Origin of the sequence: Streptococcus sanguinis SK1 = NCTC 7863 (genome assembly GCF_000194945.1) — a bacterium.
Classification (GTDB): Bacteria; Bacillota; Bacilli; order Lactobacillales; family Streptococcaceae; genus Streptococcus; species Streptococcus sanguinis.
The window spans coordinates 846,422-871,415 of sequence record NZ_GL878507.1; the positions used below are offsets into that span (position 1 = coordinate 846,422).

The 24,994-nt window shown below is 45.3% G+C and carries 10 protein-coding genes and 1 other annotated feature; of the genes, 1 reads left to right on the top strand and 9 read right to left on the bottom strand.

The window, feature by feature from the left end:
* Positions 1-31: 31 nt before the first annotated feature.
* The 7 genes from pheT to trpX form a co-directional block, all read right to left on the bottom strand.
* Entirely contained in the window at positions 32-2,437 is a 2,406-nt protein-coding gene (gene pheT / locus HMPREF9378_RS06725) for a phenylalanine--tRNA ligase subunit beta (protein WP_002913679.1), read from the bottom strand.
* Positions 2,438-2,683: 246 nt separating this feature from the next.
* A complete protein-coding gene (locus HMPREF9378_RS06720; RefSeq protein WP_002900603.1) occupies positions 2,684-3,193 on the bottom strand; it encodes a GNAT family N-acetyltransferase in 510 nt (169 codons plus the stop codon).
* 45 nt (positions 3,194-3,238) lie between these two features.
* On the bottom strand, positions 3,239-4,288 hold the full coding sequence (gene pheS, locus HMPREF9378_RS06715) for a phenylalanine--tRNA ligase subunit alpha (protein WP_002900605.1): 1,050 nt from the start codon (positions 4,286-4,288) through the stop codon (positions 3,239-3,241).
* Positions 4,289-4,569: 281 nt separating this feature from the next.
* Entirely contained in the window at positions 4,570-5,304 is a 735-nt protein-coding gene (locus HMPREF9378_RS06710) for an ABC transporter permease (protein WP_002900606.1), read from the bottom strand.
* Positions 5,301-6,050, bottom strand: a complete 750-nt coding sequence (locus HMPREF9378_RS06705; protein WP_002913681.1) for an ABC transporter ATP-binding protein — start codon at positions 6,048-6,050, stop codon at positions 5,301-5,303. Before HMPREF9378_RS06705 ends, HMPREF9378_RS06710 begins: the two co-directional genes overlap by 4 nt.
* A 220-nt stretch (positions 6,051-6,270) precedes the next feature.
* Complete coding sequence (locus HMPREF9378_RS06700) at positions 6,271-6,501, bottom strand: AbrB/MazE/SpoVT family DNA-binding domain-containing protein (protein WP_023916089.1); 231 nt, start codon at positions 6,499-6,501, stop codon at positions 6,271-6,273.
* A 179-nt stretch (positions 6,502-6,680) separates the two neighbouring features.
* Positions 6,681-7,688 carry a tryptophan ABC transporter substrate-binding protein gene (gene trpX, locus HMPREF9378_RS06695; RefSeq protein ID WP_002900609.1) on the bottom strand — a complete coding sequence of 336 codons (1,008 nt, stop codon included), beginning with the start codon at positions 7,686-7,688 and terminating at the stop codon, positions 6,681-6,683.
* Between the two features lie 122 nt (positions 7,689-7,810).
* Positions 7,811-8,044, bottom strand: a binding site (T-box leader).
* 172 nt (positions 8,045-8,216) lie between these two features.
* Between trpX and fbpA the strand changes: the two genes are divergently transcribed.
* A complete protein-coding gene (gene fbpA / locus HMPREF9378_RS06690) occupies positions 8,217-9,866 on the top strand; it encodes an Rqc2 family fibronectin-binding protein FbpA (RefSeq protein WP_002913682.1) in 1,650 nt (549 codons plus the stop codon).
* Positions 9,867-10,052: 186 nt separating this feature from the next.
* Here the strand turns inward: fbpA and HMPREF9378_RS06685 are convergent, their stop codons facing one another.
* A complete protein-coding gene (locus tag HMPREF9378_RS06685; protein ID WP_002913684.1) occupies positions 10,053-18,365 on the bottom strand; it encodes a CshA/CshB family fibrillar adhesin-related protein in 8,313 nt (2,770 codons plus the stop codon).
* Between the two features lie 343 nt (positions 18,366-18,708).
* Positions 18,709-24,912, bottom strand: coding sequence for a CshA/CshB family fibrillar adhesin-related protein (locus HMPREF9378_RS06680; protein WP_002900613.1), 6,204 nt, complete (start codon positions 24,910-24,912; stop codon positions 18,709-18,711).
* Positions 24,913-24,994: the final 82 nt, after the last annotated feature.

Genomic DNA, 24,994 nt, shown 5'->3' on the forward strand with positions numbered 1-24,994 from the left:
ATCCCCAATCACATGACTGGGGAATCGTTCATTAACGGACCTCTGCGCCGAGTTTTTCAGTCAGGGATTTTTCGATTTTTTCCATGTATTTAGCTACTTCTTCGTCAGTCAGGCTAGATTCTGGATTTTGGAAAGTCAGGCTGTAGGCCATAGATTTGAGGCCAACACCCAGCTTGTCACCAGAGAAGATATCAAAGAGCTTAATATCTGTCAAGCGTTTAACACCAGCCGCTAGGATTGCATCAAGGACCTCTTGGTGCGTGATTTCAGCCTTGAGCAAGAGGGCCACATCACGGCTGACAGCTGGGAATTTAGTGATTTCTGTAAATGGCTGGGCTGGCTGAAGCTGCTCTTCGATAGCAGACAGATTGAGCTCAACCACATAAGTTTCAGGAATATCGTAAGCCTTGGCTGTCGCAGGATGGACTTGGCCGACAAAGCCAACAGGCTGGCCATTGATAGAGATTAAAGCAGTCCGACCAGGATGCAAACTCTTAATCTGGTTGCTAGCCGCGTATTCAGCTGTCAAGCCCAACTTAGCAAAGAGTGCTTCCACTACACCCTTAGCATAGAAGAAATCAACTGCTACTGGCTTGGTCTGGAAGTCTTTTTCATTAACCAGACCTGTCAAAGCAAAGGCAAAGCTATTGATTTCATTTGGCAGTTCTTCCTTAGGATTGCCAGTCTGCTCAAAGATTTTTCCAATCTCATAGAGAGCTAGATTCTTATTCTTACGAGCTACATTGTAGGCTAGGGAGTCCAAAATGCCGGAAACCATGTTCTGACGAAGAACAGAGCGCTCCACTGTCATCGGCCACATGAGCTCAGTCAAGTTGCTAGGATTGAGAGTGAACTCAACCGCCTTTTCTGGCGTCGTCAAAGCGTAGGTGATGATTTCTGTCAGTCCAGCTCCCTCTGCTAAGGTCCGTACTCGACGGCGCAGTTGTTGCGTTGCAGTCAATTCACCAGCAGTTCCGTCATCTTTTGGCAGGCTAGCTGGCAATTTGTCATAGCCGTAAATACGAGCAATTTCTTCATAAAGATCTGCTTCAATTGAAATATCCCAGCGCCGGCGAGGCACGCTGACAGTGAACTGTTCAGCATTTCCTGACAAGCCAAAGCCAAGTCTGCGGAAGACATCCACAATATCTGTATAAAGCAAGTCTGTTCCCAAAACTCGGTTGACATCCGCAAGACTGGACACCACTTCTACATCGCTAGTATCCAAGCTGCCAGCGGATACAATCCCAGCCTGAACAGTCGCTCCTGCCAAGTCCGCAATCATGCTTGCTGCCGCATCCAAAGCTTCATTAACAGTTGCTACATTGATGCCTTTTTCAAAGCGGGAAGATGATTCCGAGCGCAGGTTAAGGCGACCGCTGGTCTTGCGAATTGATTTTCCACCAAAAACAGCTGCCTCCAGAACAACACGAGTGGACTGGCCAGAGATTTCTGTTGCTTGACCACCCATAACACCAGCCAGTGCAACTGGCTTATCCGCCACAGTGATGACTAAATCGCTGGCTTCCAGCTCGCGCTCTTCGCCGTCCAGCGTTACCAGTTTTTCACCAGCACGCGCTTCCCGCACGACAATCTGGTCACCCTCAAACGTATCCAGATCAAAGGCATGCATGGGCTGACCAAAGTAGAGCAGAATATAGTTGGTCACATCCACTACATTGTTAATCGGACGGATTCCTTCGTTCATGAGGAGATTTTGCAGCCACTGAGGACTTGGGGCAATAGTGACATTTTCCAAAATACGAGCTGCGTAGTAAGAGGCTTTCTCTGTCTCAAGGGCAACTGAAAGGCTGTCAGCTGCTTGCTTTTCATTTTCCACCAGCAGAAAATCTTTGAAATGTACTGACTTATCATAAATCGCAGCCACTTCATGAGCCACCCCACTCATAGACAGAGCATCAGCCCGGTTTGGTGTGATAGAAAGCTCGATAATCTCATCGTCCAGGTCCAGATAAGAGAAGACTTCCTCACCTGGCACTGCTTCCTCAGGTAGGATTTGAATGCCATCCGCAAATTCCTTTGGCACGACAGAATCAGAAATGCCCAGCTCACCGAGAGAGCAGATCATGCCCAGTGACTCCAAGCCACGGATTTTTCCTTTTTTAATCTTATAATTGTCGGCAATGCGAGCACCTGGCAAAGCCACCATAACCTTGATGCCTGCGCGAACATTTGGAGCACCACAGACAATCTGACGGTTCTCCTCTTCTCCGACATTGACTTGACAGACATGCAGGTGGGTATCTGGAACATCCTCACACGATACCACCTCACCAACAACAATTTTCGACAAGCCAGCAGCTGGTGATGTCACACCTTCCACTTCAATTCCTGTCGTTGACATTTTCTCAGCCAGCTCAGCGCTCGCCACATCAATGTCTACTAACTCTTTTAACCACTTATAACTTACTAGCATATTTAAGATACCAAGGGCGTCAAAAACGACTGAAAAATAGGAGATTTGCTAAGCATTCGACGAATGATCGCAAGTCTATCTTTTTTTCGAGTTTTTAGCCCGGGTTCAATTCCTTTCTCTATTCTATCGCTGAGGAACTTGACCGACCAAATTTTAGGGATTTGTCTGAAAGTCTGATTTCAGAAACAAATCATCTAAATTTCGAGCTTTTAGGTCGTATCATTTCCTCTCTTTAAATTTTCTTGTTTATTTCAATTTCTTGCGCAGTAGCCAGTCTGTGTCTACCGTCTCACCAGTGATATAGTCGTGCTGGCTGAATTTTTCAAAGCCATATTTGAAGTAAAAATCTTGAGCTCTAAAATTCTTTTCCCAGACGCCTAGCCAGACCCAGTCAAAGCCTCGTTTCTCGGCTTCATCTAAGGCAAATTCAAACATTTCCTTGCCCAAACCTTGACCATGGTAGTCTTTCAAAACATAGATTCGCTGAACCTCAAAGGCCCGAGGCAGTTCTTGCTCTGTTTGAGCCTGTCCCCAGTTAAACTTCAGAAAACCAGCAATTTCACCGTCTTTGACAACAAAATAAGTCTCTGACTCAGGATCTTCCAGCTCCTTTTCGATAGTTGCAAGCGACAACTCATTGTCAAAATAATGAGCCATATCAGCTTCCTTGATAAATGGACCAAAGGTTTCTTGATAGGTCGCGACCTCCAACTCCCGTAGGAGGATCGCTTCTTCTTTTTTGACTCTGACTAACATACTGCACTCCTTTCTCAGAAAAGCTGCATCTATGAATACAGGTTTCTACTTAAACTGCTGAGAAAAACGAATATCTCCTTGGTAGAAGCCACGAATATCGTTGATACCGTAGCGGAGCATAGCTACCCGCTCTTGACCGAGACCAAAGGCAAATCCAGAGTATTTCTCCGCATCAATGCCGCTCATTTCCAGCACGCGCGGATGCACCATACCAGCTCCCATAATCTCAATCCAGCCGGTCTTCTTGCAGACATTACAGCCTGCACCACCACACTTGAAGCAAGAAACATCCACTTCAACAGACGGCTCTGTGAATGGGAAGTAAGACGGACGCAGACGGATACTGCGGTCCTCGCCGAACATCTTCTGGACAATCAGCTGCAGTGTTCCTTGCAAGTTTGCCATGGAAATATTTTCTCCAACCACCAAGCCTTCAATCTGATGGAACTGGTGGGAGTGAGTCGCATCATCGGTATCTCGACGGAAGACGCGCCCTGGTGAGATCATCTTGAGCGGCCCTTTAGAAAAGTCATGAGCGTCCATAGCTCGCGCCTGTACCGGACTAGTGTGGGTTCTGAGCAGGATCTCCTCTGTAATGTAGAAAGTGTCCTGCATATCCCGTGCCGGGTGATCCTTTGGCAGATTCATCCGCTCAAAGTTGTAATAGTCCTTTTCCACTTCAAAGCCGTCCACGACCTGATAGCCCATCCCGATGAAAATATCTTCGATTTCCTCACTAGTCTGACTAAGAATATGACGGTTCCCTACCGGAATTTGACGGCCTGGTAAGGTCACATCCAAGGATTCTTCAGCCAGTTTCAGAGCTACTAATTGCTCTTCCATCTCTTGTGCAGTCTTTTCAAAGGCTGCTGTCAGAATGTCACGCGCTTCATTGACATGCTTCCCGATAATCGGCCGCATTTCAGCTGAGATATCTTTCATCCCTTTCAGGACTTCAGTCAGCGAACCTTTCTTACCTAAGACAGCTACACGCAAGTCTTGCAGTTCCTTTTGATTCTCCGCCTTGAGCTGCTTGAGAGAAGCTAGAGTCTCTTCACGCAAACTTTTTAGTTGTTCTTCAATCGTTTTCGTCATTTTCCCTCCAAAATAAAAAGCGCGCCAATCTCCATAAGCGGAGCGTTGACACGCGGTACCATCCGTTTTTTATCTGGCAAGCCAGACCTTACTTATCAATCCTTGAGCAAGTGAATTCACCTAGCTTTCATCTAGAGAGCTTTCAGTCGATGGCTCCCCTCCCTGTTAAACTTCCCCTAGGTTACTGGTCTTGCGGATTGCTATTCAGTTATATTTCATTCTAACAGATTTCTAAACATTTCGCAAGCTAATCCAGCTGAATTCTAGATTGAACTAAACCTCTACCCTTTCATCCTCTTTTTGAAAATCCAGACAGAAGGGATGAAGAATAGGAAAGCATAGAGCAGAACCCAAAACAGATGAGGCAAAAGTGAATTTAAATCTTGAGCCAATGCCAACTGAACAGCCTTTGCTGCATGGGCAAATGGCAAGGCATTGCAAAATGCTTCAAAACCACCTCCTATCATCTCAATCGGAAGCACTGCTCCACTGAGAAAAACCGTGGCATTGACAAGAATAGTTCCAAAACCACTGACTGAATTACTGCTAGAGAAGGCTGAGCCTAAAAGCAAGCCCAACGAAATAAAGAGCAGAGCTACTGGAATCAAAACCAAGAGAGCGTAAAAAGTTCCCAGATTTAAGGATAAGCCAAAATTCATTGCAGTCGCAAAACTAGCTATGCCCTGTAAAAGAGCCAGAGGCAGAACTGGAATCGAATACCCTAAGATATAATCCACGCTTCTAAGCGGTGTAGATAGCAGCCGCATGAGAAAAGAGCTATTGCGGTCCGTAGCCATTAAACTGCCAACAAAAATAGTTAGCCAAGAAGCACCAAACACCATCATACTTGGAGCAAAATTTTCAATGGAAAATATAGCTGGCATCCCTTTGAGGCTCTGTTTCATAAGGGACAGGGCGATAATCAGAAAGACAGGAAAACCAATTCCCATCAGACTGCTGACATAATCACGCATGATTTCTTTGAAATTACGCTTAGCAAAAATGAAGGCTCTCATGCTAATTCCCCTCCTTCCGTATAGGACAAAAAGGCCTCTTCAAAATCCTTCTTGCCGGAATCTTGGATAATTTCCTCGGCTGTCCCCAAAATCTGCACCATTCCCTTATCCATAATGCAGAGTCGGTCGGCCAAAGCCTCGGCTTCTTCTAGATAATGGGTGGTCAGAATCACTGTAACTTTTCCCTTTAGTTGCTCAATATTCTTCCATAACTCCCTTCTAGCCCGTACATCCAGCCCCAAGGTCGGTTCGTCCAGAAACAGAATCTTGGGCTGACTGATTAGAGCCATTGCAATACTGAGCTTGCGCTGCCAGCCACCTGACAGGGACTTGGCCCAATCATGCTGCCTGTCCGTCAGGTCAAATGTCTCCATCAGATGCTCTGTCTTTTGCACCGCTTCTTCCATAGAAAATCCATATAAACGAGCAATCATCTCCAGATTTTCCCTAACTGTCAGCTTGGGAGCAACAGCTGTTTCCTGAGGCGAAACATTAATCATTTCCTTGACAGCATTTTCCTCCTTGCGAATGCTATAGCCTAGCATTAGGGCATCTCCTGCTGTCGGCTCAACTAGACAGGACAGCATCTTAATCGTTGTTGTCTTCCCCGCACCATTAGAGCCCAGCATGGCAAAGAATTCACCCTCTTCAATTTTTAGATTCAAACCATCAACAACCGTCTTTGAGCCGTATTGCTTGGTCAAATCTTGCATCTCAACTGCATACATAAGGACATCTCCTTTCATCAGATATGAGGAAATAAAAAACGAAATGTAATTTAAAGATATGAGTTTGACATCTAAAGTTAATCACAACTTACTCATTTAGCTAAAAACTGAGCTATTCTAACTCAATCTCGAAAGAGTTTGGTATAATTTGTATAACTTCTTATACTTATTATACACCCATTCATTAGTAGTAGCAAATAAAAGCAAAAGAAAAAATCTGCTTAAGCAGATTCCGATTTTATAAATCACTTTTTGAATTCTTATCTCCATTGAAGGTCTGATTAAATAGATCTTCATAGAGCTCGTAACGCTGGATGGCGATGCCTTGCTGGGCATCTGCAAAGAGGACCAGAGCATCCCCAGGTTGAATTCCAAACATATCTCTCACTTCTTTTGGAATGACAATCTGCCCCTTGGGACCAACCTTGACCGATCCCATATAGCGGTTTTTTTGAATATCTTCTTCCATTCTTTCTTGACTAACTCCCTTTCCGCTTCTATTTCTTCGTAAAATCCACTGGAGCAAACTGCACTTCATTTGCTCTTCTCATTCACTTGAGCCAATTCTATTATACAACTGCGAGAAGGGTTTTACAAGAAGAGACTATCGAGAAAAAGAAGCCTGTCAAGCAACAGACTTCCTTCTTTCTATTTGATTACCTGACCTGCTTCTTTCAGAACATCTTCTGGTACAGTAATGCCAAGTTCTTTGGCATTTTTTGTATTAATGACAGATTTACCTGTATCGAAAATATCTACTGCAGTGTCAGCAGGTTTAGCACCTTTAAGGATTTTAGCTGCCATTTTACCAGTCGCAACACCTAGGTCATACTGGTCTACAACGACAGAGGCAAGACCTCCTTCTTCTACCATGGCCGTCGCACTTGGATAAATCGGCTTCTTAGCTTCTTTATTGCTGGATACAACTGTCGCAAAAGCTGAAGCAATGGTATTGTCAATTGGAATCCAGATAGCATCAACCTTGCCAGTCATGACATTCATGGTTGAAGCAATTTCATTGGTTGAAGGAACAGAGTATTCCTCTACCTTGTAGCCTGCCTCTTCAGCTAATTTTTTGAACTCTTCTACCTGAGCTTTGGAGTTATCTTCACTGCTAGAGTAGAGCGCACCGATAGTCTTAACATCTGGAGTCAATTTTTTAATCAACTCTAGTTGTTGCTTGGCTGGATTGCGGTCAGAGACACCAGTGATATTGCCCTCTGGCTTGTCCAGATTTTTCACTAGGTTTGCTCCGACCGGATCTGTGATAGCTCCCATGACAATAGGCTTGTCCTTAGTAGCTGCAGCCAGTCCTTGAGCAGAAGGAGTCGCAATCCCAATCAGTACATCATTGTCATTGGAGACTAGCTGCTTGCTCATAGTAGAAACCTTACTCTGATCGCCCTCAGCATTCATAAAGTCAATCTTAATCTTGTCGCCCTTATAGCCTTCCTCAGCCAGACCATCCTGAATCCCCTTGTAAATCAAATCTAGCGAAGGGTGGCTGACATACTGCAGCACGCCTACCTTGACTGTCTGACTGTCACTGTTAGTCTTCGTGGTGTTGCCTTTGCTGTTCAAGCTGGAATAGACAATCCCACCGATTGCCAAAACGGCCAAAAGGCCTAAGATAGTTACTAATCGTTTGTTTTTCATGTTCTTTCTCCATTTCTATGTTTTATATTTTCTATCAATCCCTAGGGACGCCATCGTTTAAACATAGGTAATTCTCCTTGTTTTTTATAATAAGCAACAAAAAACCTCACACAGGCATTCTGTGTGAGGGCGAAAATCGCGGTACCACCTCAATTATGGAAAATAACTAATATTCCCCATATCTCTGTCTTGTCATCAAACAAGCTGCACTGTAAGGTGTGCCCACCGAATTCTTATTGTTTCAAATTCATTTTATCCATTAGCCCAATTTCGTAAAGATTTGCTGCTCATTTCCACCAACCACAAGCTCGCTAAAAACAAATACATTTACTACTTTTCTAATTTCCTATATTTTAAGTTTTTCCTGAAAGGATGTCAAGACCTTTTTGAAAATTTTTATAAAATGTTCGGATTTGGTTTATAGAAGCAATTATAGACAAAAATTAAATTGCTTTTTGGCGAGACTTTAGAAGCTTTTAGCTTGGTTTTTTGTTATAATTTTCTTTAGCAAGTTTCAAGGAGAAAAACATGTCTTTCGACGGATTTTTTTTACACCACATGACAGAGGAGCTCCGCCGCGAATTGCTGGGCGGCCGTATTCAGAAGATTAATCAGCCCTTTGAACAGGAGCTGGTTTTACAGATTCGCAGCAACCGTAAAAGCCACAAGCTGCTCCTATCAGCCCACTCGGTCTTTGGGCGCGTCCAGCTGACAGATACCACGTTTGAAAATCCAGCTGTTCCCAATACCTTTATCATGGTCATGCGCAAATACCTGCAGGGAGCCGTCATTGAAGCAATCCAGCAAGTGGAGAATGATCGGATTTTGGAAATCAGCGTCTCCAATAAGAACGAAATCGGCGATAGCGTGGCTGTGACTCTGGTCATCGAAATCATGGGCAAGCACAGCAATATCATTCTCTTGGACAAGTCTAGCGGTAAGATTATTGAAGCCATCAAACATGTCGGATTTTCTCAGAATAGCTATCGAACCATCCTGCCTGGCTCAACCTATGTCGCACCTCCTCAGACTGGCAGTCTCAATCCTTTCACTGTGGGTGATGAAAAGCTCTTTGAAATCTTACATACTGAAGACTTAGAGCCCAAACGCCTGCAACAAATTTTTCAGGGTTTGGGCCGGGATACAGCTACTGAGCTCAGCGGCCGTTTGACAGCTGACAAGCTCAAAACTTTCCGAGCGTTCTTTGCCAGTCCAACTCAGCCAAGCCTGACCGAAAAATCCTTCTCTGCTCTGCTATTTTCTGACAGCAAGACCCAAATGTCCACGCTATCCGAGCTTTTAGATACTTTCTATAAGGACAAGGCTGAGCGCGATCGGGTCAACCAGCAGGCTAGCGAACTGATTCGTCGAGTAGAAAATGAGTTGGAAAAGAACCGAAAAAAGCTGGTCAAGCAAGAGGAAGAACTTCTAGCAACGGAGAATGCAGAGGAATTCCGTCAAAAAGGGGAGCTCTTAACTACCTTTCTCCATCAAGTGCCCAACGATCAGAATCAGGTAGAGCTGGACAATTACTACACAGGTGAGAAGATTAGCATCTCGCTTGACAAGGCCCTAACCCCCAACCAAAATGCCCAGCGCTATTTTAAACGCTACCAGAAGCTCAAGGAAGCCGTCAAACACCTGACCAGCTTGATTGAGGAAACACGGACTACGATTCTCTATCTAGAGAGCGTGGAAACAGCCCTTGCTCAGGCCAGCCTGACTGAAATTGCAGAAATTCGGGAGGAACTAATCCAGACTGGCTTTATCCGCCGACGCCAAAGAGAGAAAATCCAGAAAAGACAGAAACCGGAGAAATATTTGGCAACAGATGGCCAAACTATTATCCTAGTTGGACGCAATAATCTACAAAATGACGAGCTGACGTTTAAGATAGCCAAGAAGGACGAGCTTTGGTTTCACGCCAAGGATATTCCAGGTAGTCATGTGGTGATTACTGGCAACCTCCAACCTAGTGATGAAGTCAAGACAGACGCTGCCGAGTTAGCAGCCTATTTTTCCAAAGCCAGACTCTCCAATCTGGTCCAAGTAGATATGATTGAGACTAGAAAGCTCAACAAACCAACCGGTGGAAAGCCAGGATTTGTCACCTATACGGGCCAGAAAACCCTGCGCGTCACACCGGATGAAGAGAAAATTAAAAGCATGAAGATATAAAGTTACCCTCTTTAACTATCAAACTGACTTAGGAGCAGGACAGTCATTAGCCAGCTGAAGCATTCTATTATCTCCATCACTTTCAAGAATTTTTTGATAACAAAACAGGTAGAACTTATGTTCTACCTGTTTTTGCGCTCTCCTGAAATTCTTCTAGTTCATTGGCGAAATTTCTTCAAGCCTATTTTAGTCTTCAGACTTTTTCTTTCTCTTCTCTAAGCCCATCAGCCCCAAACCTGATACTCCAGCAAGTAAGATTGCTGCTAAGTATGACGTTTCTTCTGTACCTGTCTTAGGAAGGGCTTTTGCACCCTCACTCTTGGAAAGAGACGGTGGTGCAGGTGTAATCGTCCGCTCTGGCTGAACAGGAGCTTCTTTTACAGTCGGAACGTAGACTGCTGAAATCGTCTGACCATTGCGGTCTTTGCGAATCACTGTCACACCGTCAGCTTGGCCGACAAAGCCAGTTTCCGGTACAAAGGTCACAGTGCCATCTGGCGCAATCGTGTAAGTTCCTTGGCCTGGAACAACCTTTTCAGTACTGCCATCCTCGAAAGTTGGCGGAACAGTTGGATCCACGTCGCCTTCAAAGATTGGTTTACCAGTCTGCGGCTGGCCTTTGAGACCCGTGCTGCCGGTATCTTCTGTGGCAGTGCTTCCCAAAACAGTTGGTGTATAGGTAGCCGTCACGGCATTTCCATAAATATCTGAACGCTTCACGACAACTCCACTAGCAGTTCCGACAAAGTCGGCTTCCGGCACAAAGGTCACTGCCCCTAGCATAGTGAACCGATAAGTTCCTTCTCCTGGGACAACCATTTCGGTGCTGCCGTCCGCAAAGGTTGGTGCTACTGCCTGGTCAATCGCTCCTTCAAAGCTTGGCGTGCCCGTTTGAGCTTGGCCCTTGCGGCCGCTAGATACACTGTCCTGACTGGTTGATGGTTCAACTACGGTAGGAACATAACGAGCCGTAACTGAGGTGCCATTCTTATCGCGACGGTCAAGAGTCACACCAGTACCCAGACCAAGGAAATCAGCATCTGGAGTGAAAGTGACTGTACCGTCTGGTGTGATGGTATAAGTTCCCTCACCTGGAATGGTCTTCTCCTTGCTGCCGTCTTCAAAGGTTGGCGCAATCGTTTCATCAATTGGAACCAATGAATCACCTGCTTCGAAGACAGGTTTTCCAGTTTGAACATGGCCTTTGATATTCGTAGAGGAAGCATCTTTACCAGTTGGAGTTACCTTGGCGAACTCTGGACTGTATGTCGCAGTTACTGGAGTGCCATTTTTATCTACTCGTTTCACAGTGATGGGATCAGGTTTGCCTACAAACTGCTTATCTGGGGTGAAGGTCACTGCGCCATCTGGAGTGATGGTATATGTTCCTTGACCTGGAATAGTCTTTTCCTTGCTTCCGTCGTTGAAGCTTGGCTCTACTGTCTCATCAATTGGAACCAGTGGATCACCACCTTGGAAAGTTGGTGTACCTGTTTGCGGAACACCCTGCGGACCGGTGCTAGTCGCTGTGGTGCCGGTTGGAGTTACCTTAGTAAACTCTGGGCTATATGTTGCAGTTACTGGCGTACCATTTTTATCCACACGTTTTACAGTGACTGGATCTGGCTTCCCTACAAATTGCTTGTCTGGGGTGAAGGTCACTGCCCCATCTGGAGCAATGGTGTAAGTTCCCTGACCTGGAATGGTCTTTTCTTTACTTCCATCTGCGAAGGTAGGCTCTACTGAGTCATCAATTGGAACCAGTGGATCACCACCCGCAAACGTTGGAGTACCGGTTTGTGGAACACCTTGAGGACCAGTGCTAGTCGCATTGGTGCCAGTTGGAATCACTTCTTTCACTACTGCTTGATATTTGACGGTGATAGGAGTACCGTTGGCATCCACACGAGTTAATTCGAGTTCCGGTGTTTCACCCTTGAATTGTTTGTCTGGTGTGAAAGTCACCTTTCCATCCGCATTCACTTCGAACTTGCCGACATTTGGAACTTCTTTCACTGTTGAATTGTTATCAAACAGCGGAGTTGAACCAGCTGGGAATGGAACAGAGTCATGGCCTGGGGTGAAGCTTACTTTACCTTCTTGGACTTGACCTTGAAGACCTTCTGTCTTATCACCAGTACCAGTTGGAGTTACCTTGGTAAACTCTGGACTGTAGGTCGCTGTCACTGGTGTGCCGTTCTTATCCACTCGTTTTACTGTGACTGGGTCTGGTTTACCTACAAATTGCTTGTCTGGAGTGAAGGTCACTGCTCCATCCGGAGTGATGGTATACGTTCCTTGACCTGGAATGGTCTTCTTCTTGCTTCCATCTTCAAAGGTCGGTTCAACTGTTTCGTCAATCGGAACCAATGAATCACCACCTGCAAAGGTCGGGGTGCCGGTTTGTGGAAGGCCCTGAGGACCAGTGCTGGTTGCGTTGGTGCTGGTTGGCGTAACCTTAGTAAACTCTGGGCTGTAGGTAGCCGTTACTGGCGTACCATTCTTGTCCACACGTTTCACTGTGATTGGGTCCGGTGTGCCTACAAATTGCTTGTCTGGGGTGAAGGTCACTGCCCCATCTGGAGTAATGGTATAAGTTCCCTGACCTGTAATAGTCTTCTTCTTGCTTCCATCTTCGAAGGTTGGCTCCACTGTGTCATCAATTGGAACAAGTGGATCGCCACCTTGGAAGGTTGGGGTGCCGGTTTGTGGAAGGCCCTGAGGACCAGTGCTGGTTGCGTTGGTGCTGGTTGGCGTAACCTTAGTAAACTCTAGGCTGTAGGTAGCCGTTACTGGAGTGCCATTCTTGTCCACACGTTTCACTGTCACTGGTTCTGGTGTACCAACATATTGTTTTTCAGGTGTGAAAGTCACTACGCCATCTGGTGCAATGGTGTAAGTTCCTTGACCTGGAATCTTTTTCTCCTTACTTCCATCTTCGAAAGTTGGATCAACTGTTTCATCAATTGGAACTAGTGGATTGCCTCCTTGGAAAGTTGGTATACCAGTTTGCGGAACACCCTGAGGACCTGTGCTGGTTGCGTTGGTGCCAGTAGGAGTTACCTTGGTAACAGTCAGCGTATAGCTAGCAGTCACTTCCGTGCCGTTCTTATCTACTCGTTTCACTGTCACTGGAACTGGGGTACCCACATACCGCTTATCTGGAGTAAAGGTGATGGAACCATCTGAGTTAATAGTGTATACCCCTACTCCTGGAACAGTCTTCTTAGGTTGACCATCGTCAAAGGTCATTGGAGAATCCATATCAATCGGAACAGCAGAGTCGCCAGGAGTAAAAGTAGGTGTTCCATTTTGTGGCTGACCTTGAATGCCAGTCGATTCAGCATTGGTGCCAGTAGGAGTTACCTTGGTAACGGTCGGTGTATAAGTTGCAGTTATTTCTGTACCGTTAGCATCGACTCGTTTAACCGTAACAGGTGTCGCCTTGCCAGTAAATTGCTTATCTGGAGTGAAGGTAATGGAACCATCTGAATTAATGGTATAAGTTCCTTGATTAGCCACTACCAAAGTGTCAGTCCCATTTTCAAATGTCATTGGTTTCGTCATGTCGATTGGAACTGCTTGGTCACCTGGGCTAAAAGTTGGCTTGCCACTTTGCGGTTGACCTTGGAGACCGGTTGATTCAGCATTTGTACTAGTTGGCGTTACCCGTGTTACCGTTGGCGTATAGGTGGCAGTAACTTCCGTGCCATTCTTATCTACACGTTTAACAGTCACTGGAGCTGGGGTACCCACATACCGTTTGTCTGGGGTAAAGGTGATAGTACCGTCTGAGTTGATGGTATATTCTCCTACTCCTTGAACTGTCTTCTTAGGTTGACCATCTTCAAAGGTCATTGGAGAATCCATATCAATCGGAACAAGTGGATCACCACCTTGGAAGCTTGGACTACCTGTTTGCGGAACCCCCTGAGGACCTGTGCTAGTCGCGTCGGTTCCTCTTGGAACCACTTCTTTCACAACTGCTTGGTATTTGACTGTAACAGGAGTGCCATTAGCATCGGTGCGAGTCAATTCAAGTTCTGGTGTTTCACCCTTGAACTGTTTATCTGGAGTGAAAGTTACAGTGCCATCAGCATCTACTTCAAACTTACCGACATTCTGTACTTCTTTCACTGTTGAATGGTTATCAAACAATGGAGTTGAACCAACAGGGAATGGAACAGAATCATGACCTGGACTGAATGTAACTTTACCTTCTTGAACTTGACCTTGCAGGCCTTCTGTCTTGTTTCCAACACCAGTTGGCTTTACAGCTGTCACTGTTGCTTGATATTTTGCCTTAGCAAGGGTACCGTTGACATCTGCACGACTGACTTCAATTTCAGGTGTTTTACCTACAAATGTCTTGACCGGGGTAAAGGTAATATTGCCATCAATATCCACTTCAAACTTACCAACATTTTCAATTTCTTTCACATTGGTACCCGTGTCAAAAACTGGGGTATTGTCTGCTGAAAAACCTACTTCTGGTCTTCCAGCTTCAAAAGTAATTTTACCATTCTGAACCAATCCTTGTGGACCTTCAGTCTGATCGCCAGTTGCGTTTGGAATAACTTCTTCAACAGTAGGAGTGTAAGTGGCCGTTACTTCTGTTCCGTTTGTGTCAACTCGTTTAACCTTGACTGGGGTCGCCTTGCCAGTAAATTTCTTCTCTGGCTTAAAGGTGATGGAACCATCTGAATTGATGGTATAAGTTCCTTGATCAGCCACTACTAATGTATCAGTTCCATTTTCAAAGGTCATGGGCTGGGTCATATCTATTGGGACTGCTTGGTCACCTGGACTGAAAGTTGGCTTGCCGCTTTGCGGTTGACCTTGGAGACCGGTTGATTCAGCATTGGTGCTGGTTGGTGTGACACGCGTCACGGTTGGTGTGTAAGTGGCCGTCACTTCGGTACCATTTGTGTCTACGCGTTTGACCGTCACTGGAGCTGGCGTGCCCACATATTGCTTTTCTGGAGTGAAAGTAATCGTACCATCTGACTCAATGACATAAGTCCCGACCTTGTCTACCTTCTTAGTTGTTTGATTATCTTCAAAGGTCATTGGTTGAGCCATATCAATAGGCACAGCTTTGTCACCTGGTGTGAATGTCGGCTTACCACTTTGTGGTTGTCCTTGCAGGCCACTTGAAACGGCATTGGTACTGCTTGGTGTAACCTCCGTCACGGTTGGCGTATAGGTTGCTCTTATTTCGGTGCCATTTTCGTCAACTCGTTTGACCGTCACTGCGGCTGGGGTCCCTACATATTTCTTATCTGGTGTAAAGGTAATGGAACCATCTGAATTAATGGTATATTCCCCTACGCCCGCAACCGTCTTCTTAGGTTGATCATCATCAAAGGTCATTTGCTTGTTATAATCGATTGGGACCGCTGGATCGCCTTCCTTGAAGACTGGCGTTCCTGTTTGTGGAACCCCTTGAGGACCTGATGAAGTAGCAGGTGTGCTGGTTGGTGTAACCTTGGTCACGTTAGGTGTATAGGTTGCAGTCACTTCGGTGCCATTGGTATCAACACGTTTGACTGTCACTGGAGTCGCCTTGCCAGTGAATTGCTTAAGTGGCTTGAAGGTAATGGTATCATCTGAATTGATAGTATAAGTTCCTTCATTAGCTACTTCCAAGGTGTTCGTCCCATTTTCAAAAGTCATGGCTTTGCTCATGTCAATTGGGATTTGTTGGTCACCTGGGGTGAAGGTCGGCTTACCACTTTGTGCTTGACCTTGGAGGCCAGTTGATTCAACATTGGTGCTTCTTGGTGTTACTTGGGTCACATTAGGTTGGTAGCGTGCTCGGTGTGCTTTACCATCGGCATCACTGACTTGAACTACCACTGGGTCTGGCGTACCATAAAAAGTTTTGATAGGTTTGAAGGTCACTTGGCCGGTATTTGGATCTAATTCATAGGTCCCGACTTGCTGGCCATTGGACATGGCTGGCACCGTGTTGCCTGCTACTGTCTGACCGTTAGCATCCACAAAGCTGGCAGGATGGGTAGCGTCTGGCATGACAGGGGTCGTATTCGCATCATCATCGTTAAAGACTAGCGTTTTATTTTGGTCCAGTCCCTGAAGACCACTTGATTCGTAGTTTGGAATCTTACGAACTGTCGGCACATAACGGCCGTCCATACTAGTCAATTGATCATTTTTATTAGGGTCAGAAGCATCCGTCGAAGTCCAACCAGTTGATGTACCATTGCTGTCAGTCAAGCGAATATTAACTCCGTCAGCAGTTCCAGAAAATTCCGCATTTGGTGTGAAGACTACTTGAACATCATTGCCATTGACGGTCAAGCGATAGGTCCCTTCTGGACGAATATAGTTGCCATCAACAGGCGTCAGAGCATTGCCTTGTTTATCCAGAACCTGAGGCGCTTGGGTACTCATAACTGCATTGACACTGTCGTCTGAACGATCCGTTCCTTTAGGTGTGAAGTGAAGGACAGCAGTTTGAGTCTCACCTGTAAAGCCGTCCGTAGTCTGCTTTTCACCTTTAGGAGGATAAATGTGGTGTAAGAGCATATCTTCTACTTCACCACTAAAGGCAATACCGGTTGGTTGTTCAATATCACCTTTATTAGTCGCAATTCGGAAACGCATACCCAATTTGTCTACTTGACCGCCAGTAATATTTGGGTTGGCATTGAAGGTCAAGGTATAGTCACCAGCAGCTGTAATCTCTTGTAGGTTGCTACCTTCGCTTTCATTGAAGACTCCATCATTGTTGAAGTCTATCCATGCCTTGACATAGGATTTAGCATTGCCATTTGGATTAGCTTTGATTTTAATTGTGTAAGTTCCATTTTTTGCTTTGTCTAAATCAAGCAAATCATTAGAAGCGCTTAATTGATCGTCCGCTAGTAATTGGCTGGCCCCCTCGTCCTTATGCTCCTTTTTATCATCCAGAACCCAGTCATTAGCTGACTCAACATCAATATCAGCTGGCGTTGTTCCCAAATAAGGTTGCTTAATAGGAGCATCAGTCACCGAATCACGGCCTGAAATGGTATGGAAGGCTTCGCCATAAGTCGCTGGTGCATCACTGCCATCTACCACTAAGAATCCCATCATCATAGCCTGTTGCCCAGATGATGCTACATAGAAACCTACTTCAGATGCCCCACGCGTCATCACCACAGGAACCGTCCGTTCGTTAGAGCGGTTTGGCCCAAAGACCTGAGTCCCCAAGCCACCTGTCACTGTATCCGGACTGAGGTACTTATACCAGTCTACGCTTGTATCTCTTAAAATTAAGAGACCTCTTCTCTTTACATTTTCATCATCCAACATTTGCTTGGTAATAACGGTATAGGCTTCTTTGGCAGTACTCTTATTCTTCCATTCACCGAGATATTCCCATCCTTCTCCGTTAGTAGTGAAGATAGCAAATTCACCTGGGTTGGCATCTTCACCATCGGCCATAACCACCGTAGGGGCTACGCGCTTGCCTAGATAGGTAGCTTCAATTTGGAATTTTACTCCCCAGTTGGTTGAGTTCTCTGGGTAAACCAGCTGGGTCTTTCGTCCTTGCGTATTGAACCCTTGATCACGGATAGAAGTCCATTGGTTCTGGATAGCTCCTGTCACCGAAGGAGGGGTTTGACCATACTTTGCTGCAGACTTTAAGTATCCATTCTGAGCATTTGGGTCATAAGTATTTGCTGTCGGTGTTCCTTCAACCCGTTTTCTATAAGTTTCAGTCGAGTTAAAAGGTTTAAGCTCAGTGACCGTCAGGGTTACTTCATAGCCAGGTGAAATTTCCTTCTTGAAGGTCGTTCCTACTTGGAGTCCGCCTCGTGAATCCAATCCTTTCCAACTTGCAGTATCCGAAAAATCAAGCCAAGTAATTTGTTTGGCTAATTGGGTACTATCTTTCTTGACAGATTCCTCCAAGCTTGGTTTAGGTACTCGTGGCGTAGAGGTAGCATCATCTGCCCCAGCTGGTCCAGTACCTATCGGAACTCCTGTTGTTACGCTGTTCTGTTGTCCAGTAGGTGTAGCATCCCGTCTCACACGACGAGACCGATTAGGCTGAGCTAGATCTGCGGTTGCTTCTGACTTTTCAGCCACGACAGCCGCGTTGGATGTTTCTGGTTGAACAGTGATTGGTTGAGTATTCTCAACTGGTTTAGTTGTTGTAGATTCAGTAGGTTCTTCAACTTTCTCAGAATCTGAGCTTCTTGGACTAGGATTATCATCTGATTGAGAGGGCTCAGTAGCAAAAGGAAGTGCTGAACTTTCTTTTGCATGTAAATGTTCAGAAGCCACAGTTTCAGCAGAATTCACTGATGATTCGGCTATTCCTGTTTGCGAAACTTCGTTTTGGGCACCAGAATCACTAGCTTCATCAGCACTAACTTGTGCCGCTGCTCCCAAAAGAAGCAGGGTTGACAAGAGCACAGAACAAACACCGACGTTTAGTTTCCGAATCGAAAACTTACGCAGGTGAGGATTAAATAAATCTTTTCCCATAATAATCTCCTAAATAATCATCTAGTTACAATAGTTTTATTATACAACATTCCATTTTAGTTAGCTATATATATAACTATAATTATATAAAAAATTTTTAAAAAATTGACACAAAGCATTTTATAGTCTATTTTTGAAAACAAAAGAAAAAATAGATCGTAGAAAAATACCTATAAATTAAATAAATCTAGGAACATTTCAGATTCTACTTTAATGTTTAACATTTTAGAAATGCTATTATTATGAAGTTTTTAAGATTTATTTCTTTGGATATAAAGAAAAAAGATTCACTAATGAATCTTTCCTCTTTTAATTCAGTATCTGAAATCTAAATTCTTAATTTTTAGTCTTCAGAATTCTTCTTTCTCTTCTCTAAGCCAATCAGTCCTAAACCTGATACTCCCGCAAGTAAGCTTGCAGCCAAGTAGGAGGTTTCTTCTGTACCAGTCTTAGGAAGGGCTTTTGCACCCTCACTCTTAGAAAGAGATGGCGGTGCAGGCGTAATCGTCCGCTCTGGCTGAACAGGGTTTTCTGTCACAGTCGGAATGTAAACCGCTGAAATCGTCTGACCATTACGGTCTTTGCGAATCACTGTCACGCCGTCAGCTTGACCGACAAAGCCAGCTTCCGGTACAAAGGTCACAGTGCCATCTGGCGCAATCGTGTAAGTACCTTGGCCTGGAACAACCTTTTCAGTACTGCCATCCTCGAAAGTTGGAGGAACTGTTGGATCCACGTCTCCTTCAAAGATTGGTTTACCAGTCTGCGGCTGGCCTTTGAGACCGGTGCTGCCGGTATCTTCTGTAGCAGTGCTTCCCAAAACAGTTGGTGTATAGGTAGCCGTCACAGCATTTCCATAAATATCTGAACGCTTCACGACAACTCCACTAGCAGTTCCGACAAAGTCGGCTTCCGGCACAAAGGTCACTGCCCCTAGCATAGTGAACCGATAAGTTCCTTCTCCTGGGACAACCATTTCGGTGCTACCGTCCGCAAAGGTCGGTGCTACTGCATGGTCAATCGCCCCTTCAAAAGTCGGCGTGCCTGTTTGAGCTTGGCCCTTGCGACCGCTGGATACACTGTCCTTGCTAGTTGATGGTTCAACTACGGTCGGAACATAGCGAGCCGTCACTGAGGTGCCATTCTCATCACGGCGGACAAGGGTCACACCGCTTCCCTTACCAAGGAAACCAGCTTCTGGAGTGAAAGTGACTGTCCCATCTGGTGAGATTGTGTACGTTCCCTGACCTGGAATGGTCTTTTCCTTACTGCCATCTTCGAAGCTTGGTGCAATCGTCTCATCAATTGAAACCAGTGGATCACCTGCTTCGAAGACAGGTTTTCCAGTTTGAACATGGCCTTTGATATTTGTAGAGGAAGCATCTTTACCAGTTGGAGTTACCTTAACAAACTCTGGACTGTAAGTTGCAGTGACTGGAGTACCATTCTTGTCCACTCTCTTAACGGTAACTGAATCTGGTTTACCTACAAATTGCTTGTCTGGAGTGAAGGTCACTGAGCCATCTGGGGCAATCGTGTAAGTTCCTTGACCTGGAATCACTTTTTCCTTGTTGCCGTCTGCGAAGGTTGCCCCTACGGTTTCATCAATTGGAACTAGTGGGTCACCACCCGCAAAAATTGGGGTGCCAGTTTGTGGAACACCTTGAGGACCTGTGCTCGTTGCACTAGTACCAGTTGGAGTTACTTCTTTCACTACTGCTTGATATTTGACGGTTACTGGAGTGCCATTGGCATCGGTACGAGTCAATTCAAGTTCCGGTGTCTCACCCTTAAACTGCTTGTCTGGAGTGAAAGTCACCTTGCCGTCCGCATCAACTTCAAACTTACCAACATTCGGTACTTCTTTGACAGAAGAACCATTGTCAAATAACGGAGTCGAACCAGCCGGGAATGGAACAGAGTTGTGCCCTGGAGTGAAGCTTACTTTGCCTTCTTGAACTTGGCCTTGCAAGCCTTCTGTCTTAGTGCCAGTACCAGTTGGAGTTACTTTCGTAAATTCTGGACTGTAAGTCGCAGTCACTTCCGTGCCGTTCTTATCTACACGTTTCACAGTGACTGGATCTGGTTTACCAACATATTGTTTTTCAGGTGTGAAAGTCACTACGCCATCTGGTGCAATGGTGTAAGTTCCTTGACCTGGAATCTTTTTCTCCTTGCTGCCATCTTCGAAAGTTGGCTCTACTGATTCATCAATTGGAACTAGTGGATCACCACCCGCAAACGTTGGAGTACCGGTTTGTGGAACACCTTGAGGACCAGTGCTAGTCGCATTGGTGCCAGTTGGAGTTACCTTGGCGAACTCTGGACTGTATGTCGCAGTTACTGGAGTGCCATTCTTATCAACACGTTTAACAGTGATTGGATCAGGTTTGCCTACAAACTGCTTGTCTGGAGTAAAGGTCACTGAGCCATCTGGAGCAATGGTATAGGTTCCTTGACCTGGAATGGTCTTCTTCTTGCTGCCATCTTCGAAGTTTGGCTCTACGGTTTCATCAATCGGAACTAGTGGGTCGCCACCCGCAAAAGTCGGAGTGCCCGTTTGTGGAACACCTTGAGGTCCTGTACTTGTTGCGTTAGTGCTGGTTGGCGTTACCTTAGTAAACTCTGGGCTGTAGGTAGCCGTTACTGGTGTTCCATTCTTATCAACACGTTTCACAGTAATTGGATCTGGTTTACCTACAAATTGCTTGTTTGGGGTGAAGGTCACTGAGCCATCTGGATCAATCGTGTAGGTTCCTTGACCTGGAATAGTCTTCTTCTTGCTGCCATCTTCCAAGGTCAGCTCAACGGTTTCATCAATTGGAACTAATGGATCACCACCTTGGAAAGTTGGTGTACCAGTTTGAGGAACACCCTGAGGACCAGTGCTAGTCGCATTAGTACCTACCGGTGTAACCTTAGTAACAGTTGGTGTGTAAGTTGCGGTAACTTCCGTGCCATTTTTATCAACACGTTTTACTGTAACTGGTGTTGGTGTACCAACATACTGTTTCTCAGGTGTAAAAGTGATAGAACCATCTGAATTGATGGTGTATACCCCTACTCCTTGAACAGTCTTCTTAGGCTGACCATCTTCAAAAGTCATTGGAGAATCCATATCAATTGGAACCGCTTGGTCACCGCCTGCAAAGGTTGGGGTACCGGTTTGTGGAACGCCCTGAGGACCTGTACTAGTCGCATTGGTGCTAGTTGGGATTACTTGAGTCACTGTAGGTTGGTAAACTGCTTCTGCTGTAGATCCGTTCTTATCCCTTACACGAAGACGCGCAGGAGTTGGCGTCCCATAAAAATCTGGTACAGGTTGGAAGCTAATATCTCCATTAGCTTGAACAGTGTAGGTTCCTTGTAGCTTGCCACTTGCATCATGCACAGGCAGACTATTAGCTTGTTGAATTTGCCCATTAACTACAAATTGTGGTCCCTCTGGCGCTAAAGGCACCATCGCATTCTGTCCATTAATACTTGCTTGACCTGGAGTAAAGTTTAGGTGACTCGTTTGAAGTTTCCCTTGTAAACCAGTAGACTGTGTATCTTGACCTGTTGGGGTTGCGGCCTTAACTTCGGCTTGATAAGCAGCGGTTACTTCTGTCCCGTTCATATCAACACGTTTAACAGATTCAGCACTTGGACGGCCAGTGTAGCTAGGAACCGGTTGGAAGGTTACACGACCTGAGTTATCAACCATATAAGTTCCGACATTCGGAACAACCTTAGTTGTTTGACCGTTATCAAAAGTTGGAGCAACTGCCTCATTAATTGGCACACGATTATCACCTGGCGTAAAAATCAAATTACCAGATTGTTCAGCACCTTGAATACCCTCAGAGCTTGCTCCTTGTGCTGTTGGAACAAGACGCGTTACTGTCGGTTGATAGGTTGCGCGGTGCTCTGTTCCATCGGTATCATGCAATTGTAGGTTAACAGGGTCAACTGTCCCAACAAATGACTTATTCGGAGTGAAAGTCACACGCCCAGTAGCTGGATCTAACTCAAATGTCCCCACTTCTTGGCCTTGCGAGGTTGCCTTCGCACTTGTTCCAGCAATACGATTGCCATCAGCATCCAAGAAAAAGACAGGATTCGTTGCAGATGGTTGAGCAGGTGTCTTAGCAGGATTGCCATCATTAAAGATAATATCTTGCACTTGTTGTAAGCCTTGAGCATCTGTTGAACGATGCTCGTTAAAGTTGAGTACAGTAGGGATATAGCGGGCATCCATATTATTCAACTTATCGTTGATAACAGGTTCTCCATTATTCTTCGCAATCCAATCTGTACTTGCACCATTAGTATCAACACGGCGGATATTAATTCCTTGAGTAGTACCGATATAGCCAGTGCTAGGTTCAAATACCACATCCACATTTGCACCCTTAGCTGTTACTTTATATCGTCCCTCAGCAGTACTGTACCAACCGTCGCCATCTGCTGTTAATGTATTGCCAGCATTGTCCAAAACAAGAGGTGCTACAGTTGTATCAATAGCCGCTTTCTTGCTTTCATCATTTTGATCGATACCTTGAGGTGTAAACTGAAGAGTAGCTTTCTGAGGCTGGCCGATTATTCCTGAACTTTCCTTCTTTTCTCCCTTTGGTGGATAGGTCAAGATGACTTCTAAGTCTTCAACTTCCCCACTAAAGGCTGTTCCATTAGGTTTTTCAATATCTCCCTTATTTAAAGCGATGCGGACCCGCATTCCCAGCTTGCTAACTTCAGGATTGATCATCGCTGGATTATTCTTGAAATTAACAGTATAGTCACCAGCCGTTGTTACTTCAGTAAATTCGCTGGCCTCATTTTCATCAAAAACACCGTTTTGATTGAAATCAATCCAAGCACGAACATAGGCCTTGCTATTACCATTGGCAGAGGCTTGCAGGCGAACTGAGTAGTCACCATTTTGAAGACGATTGACTCGGAAAAGGTTATTCGTCTTACCGGTCAAATCAGAAGGCAAGAGCTGATTAACCCCTTCGTCTGCGTGATCAGTATTGTCATCATGCATCCAGTTATTACCCGAAGTAGTATCAATATCAGCTTCAACTCGACCCAAGAATGGCTGAGGAGTTCTTGCACCTGTATTGGCATCATAACCAGAAATAGCATGAACAGCATTTCCATAAGAAGCCGGAGCATCTCCCTCATCAACTACCATAAAACCAATCATAGCAGCTTGCTGACCAGAAGAAGCAATATAAATCCCAACTTCTGAAGCGCCACGTGTCATCACAATCGGAACTGTGCGATCTTTAGAAGTATTAGGACCAAAGGCCTGGGAGCCTAAGCCTCCTGTTTTTTGATCTGGATTAGTAAAAGCAGTCCAGTCAATTACAGGTATAGTCGCATTATCCCCTATGTATTGACCATATCTATTAGGGTTCATCGGTGCATAAGTGTCGGTAATTACAGACCCATCTGGCCGAACACGTTTCCACTCTGCCAAGTGTTCCCATCCTTGGCCGTTGGTCGTGAAGATAGCATACTCTCCTGGGTTGGCTTCTTCTCCATCTGCCATGATAACCGTCGCTTTTACAGGTTTCCCAAGGTAAGTCGCTTCTACCTTGAACTTTATACCGTAGCTAGCACCATTTTTAGGAACTTGTAATTGAGTCTTTCGGCCATTGGTGTTAATCCCTTGGTCTCGGACAGATGTCCATTGATTCTGCTCCGCTCCTATAATTTTCGGTCTAGCTGAATCTCCTTCGGCTTCTTGCTTTCTATAGTCTTCGTTTACATATCTGAACCAAGTGTTTTTCGCATTCGGATCATAGCTATTTTCATACGCAGTACCCTTGACGCGGTCACGATAAATCTCTGTTGAGTGGAAAGGTTTTAATTCCGTCACTGTCAGTTTGATACGATAGCCTGGTGAAATTTCTTTTTCATAGACAGTACCAACTTTAAAGGAATCGTCCGTATCTAAGTTGCTGATGGCACTTTTATCACCAAGATCCAGCCAGTTAATCTGCTTCATCAAGTCTGTGGGATTCTTTTTTTCAGAGTCAGCCAAAGTAGGCTTCTCAATGGTGTTGTTAGGGTCACCATCTCGCAGACCAGTAGGTGCCGCATCCCGTCTTACGCGACGAGAGCGACTAGGCTGAGGAGTCTCTGTAGTTCCTGCCGGTTGAGCAGGAGCTGGTTGGCTGTTTTCCTTAGACTTAACTTCTGCAGGAACAGTTGTTTGCAAAGAGGTAGTTTCTGCAGCTGGCTGCTCACTTGTTGGCTTATCAACTGAATCAGGCTTTGCAGTCGCTACCGCAGACGCATCTTCTGCTTGAACTGCAATAGTGTCAGGCTTACTTTCCTCAGCTGGTGAATTTACTGATTCTGCAGTACTTCCTGCGGAACCTGCTGTACCTGTTTGCGAAACCTCGCTTTGGGTATCAGAACCAACAGTTTCATCAGCGCTAACCTGCGCAGCTGCTCCCAAAAGAAGCAAGGTTGATAAGAGCACAGAACAAACACCGACGTTTAGTTTCCGAATCGAAAACTTACGCAGGTGAGGATTAAATAAATCTTTTCCCATAATAATCTCCTAAATAATCATTTAAATTGCAGCTTTTATTATACACTATTCTATTTTAGTTATCCATATATATAACTATAAT

Coding starts and splice junctions, on each gene's coding strand:
- pheS (WP_002900605.1), bottom strand. CDS start 4,288: ATGACGAAAACGATTGAAGAACAACTAAAAAGTTTGCGTGAAGAGACT.
- HMPREF9378_RS06680 (WP_002900613.1), bottom strand. CDS start 24,912: ATGGGAAAAGATTTATTTAATCCTCACCTGCGTAAGTTTTCGATTCGG.
- HMPREF9378_RS06705 (WP_002913681.1), bottom strand. CDS start 6,050: ATGAAAGGAGATGTCCTTATGTATGCAGTTGAGATGCAAGATTTGACC.
- HMPREF9378_RS06700 (WP_023916089.1), bottom strand. CDS start 6,501: ATGGAAGAAGATATTCAAAAAAACCGCTATATGGGATCGGTCAAGGTT.
- HMPREF9378_RS06710 (WP_002900606.1), bottom strand. CDS start 5,304: ATGAGAGCCTTCATTTTTGCTAAGCGTAATTTCAAAGAAATCATGCGT.
- pheT (WP_002913679.1), bottom strand. CDS start 2,437: ATGCTAGTAAGTTATAAGTGGTTAAAAGAGTTAGTAGACATTGATGTG.
- HMPREF9378_RS06720 (WP_002900603.1), bottom strand. CDS start 3,193: ATGTTAGTCAGAGTCAAAAAAGAAGAAGCGATCCTCCTACGGGAGTTG.
- HMPREF9378_RS06685 (WP_002913684.1), bottom strand. CDS start 18,365: ATGGGAAAAGATTTATTTAATCCTCACCTGCGTAAGTTTTCGATTCGG.
- fbpA (WP_002913682.1), top strand. CDS start 8,217: ATGTCTTTCGACGGATTTTTTTTACACCACATGACAGAGGAGCTCCGC.
- trpX (WP_002900609.1), bottom strand. CDS start 7,688: ATGAAAAACAAACGATTAGTAACTATCTTAGGCCTTTTGGCCGTTTTG.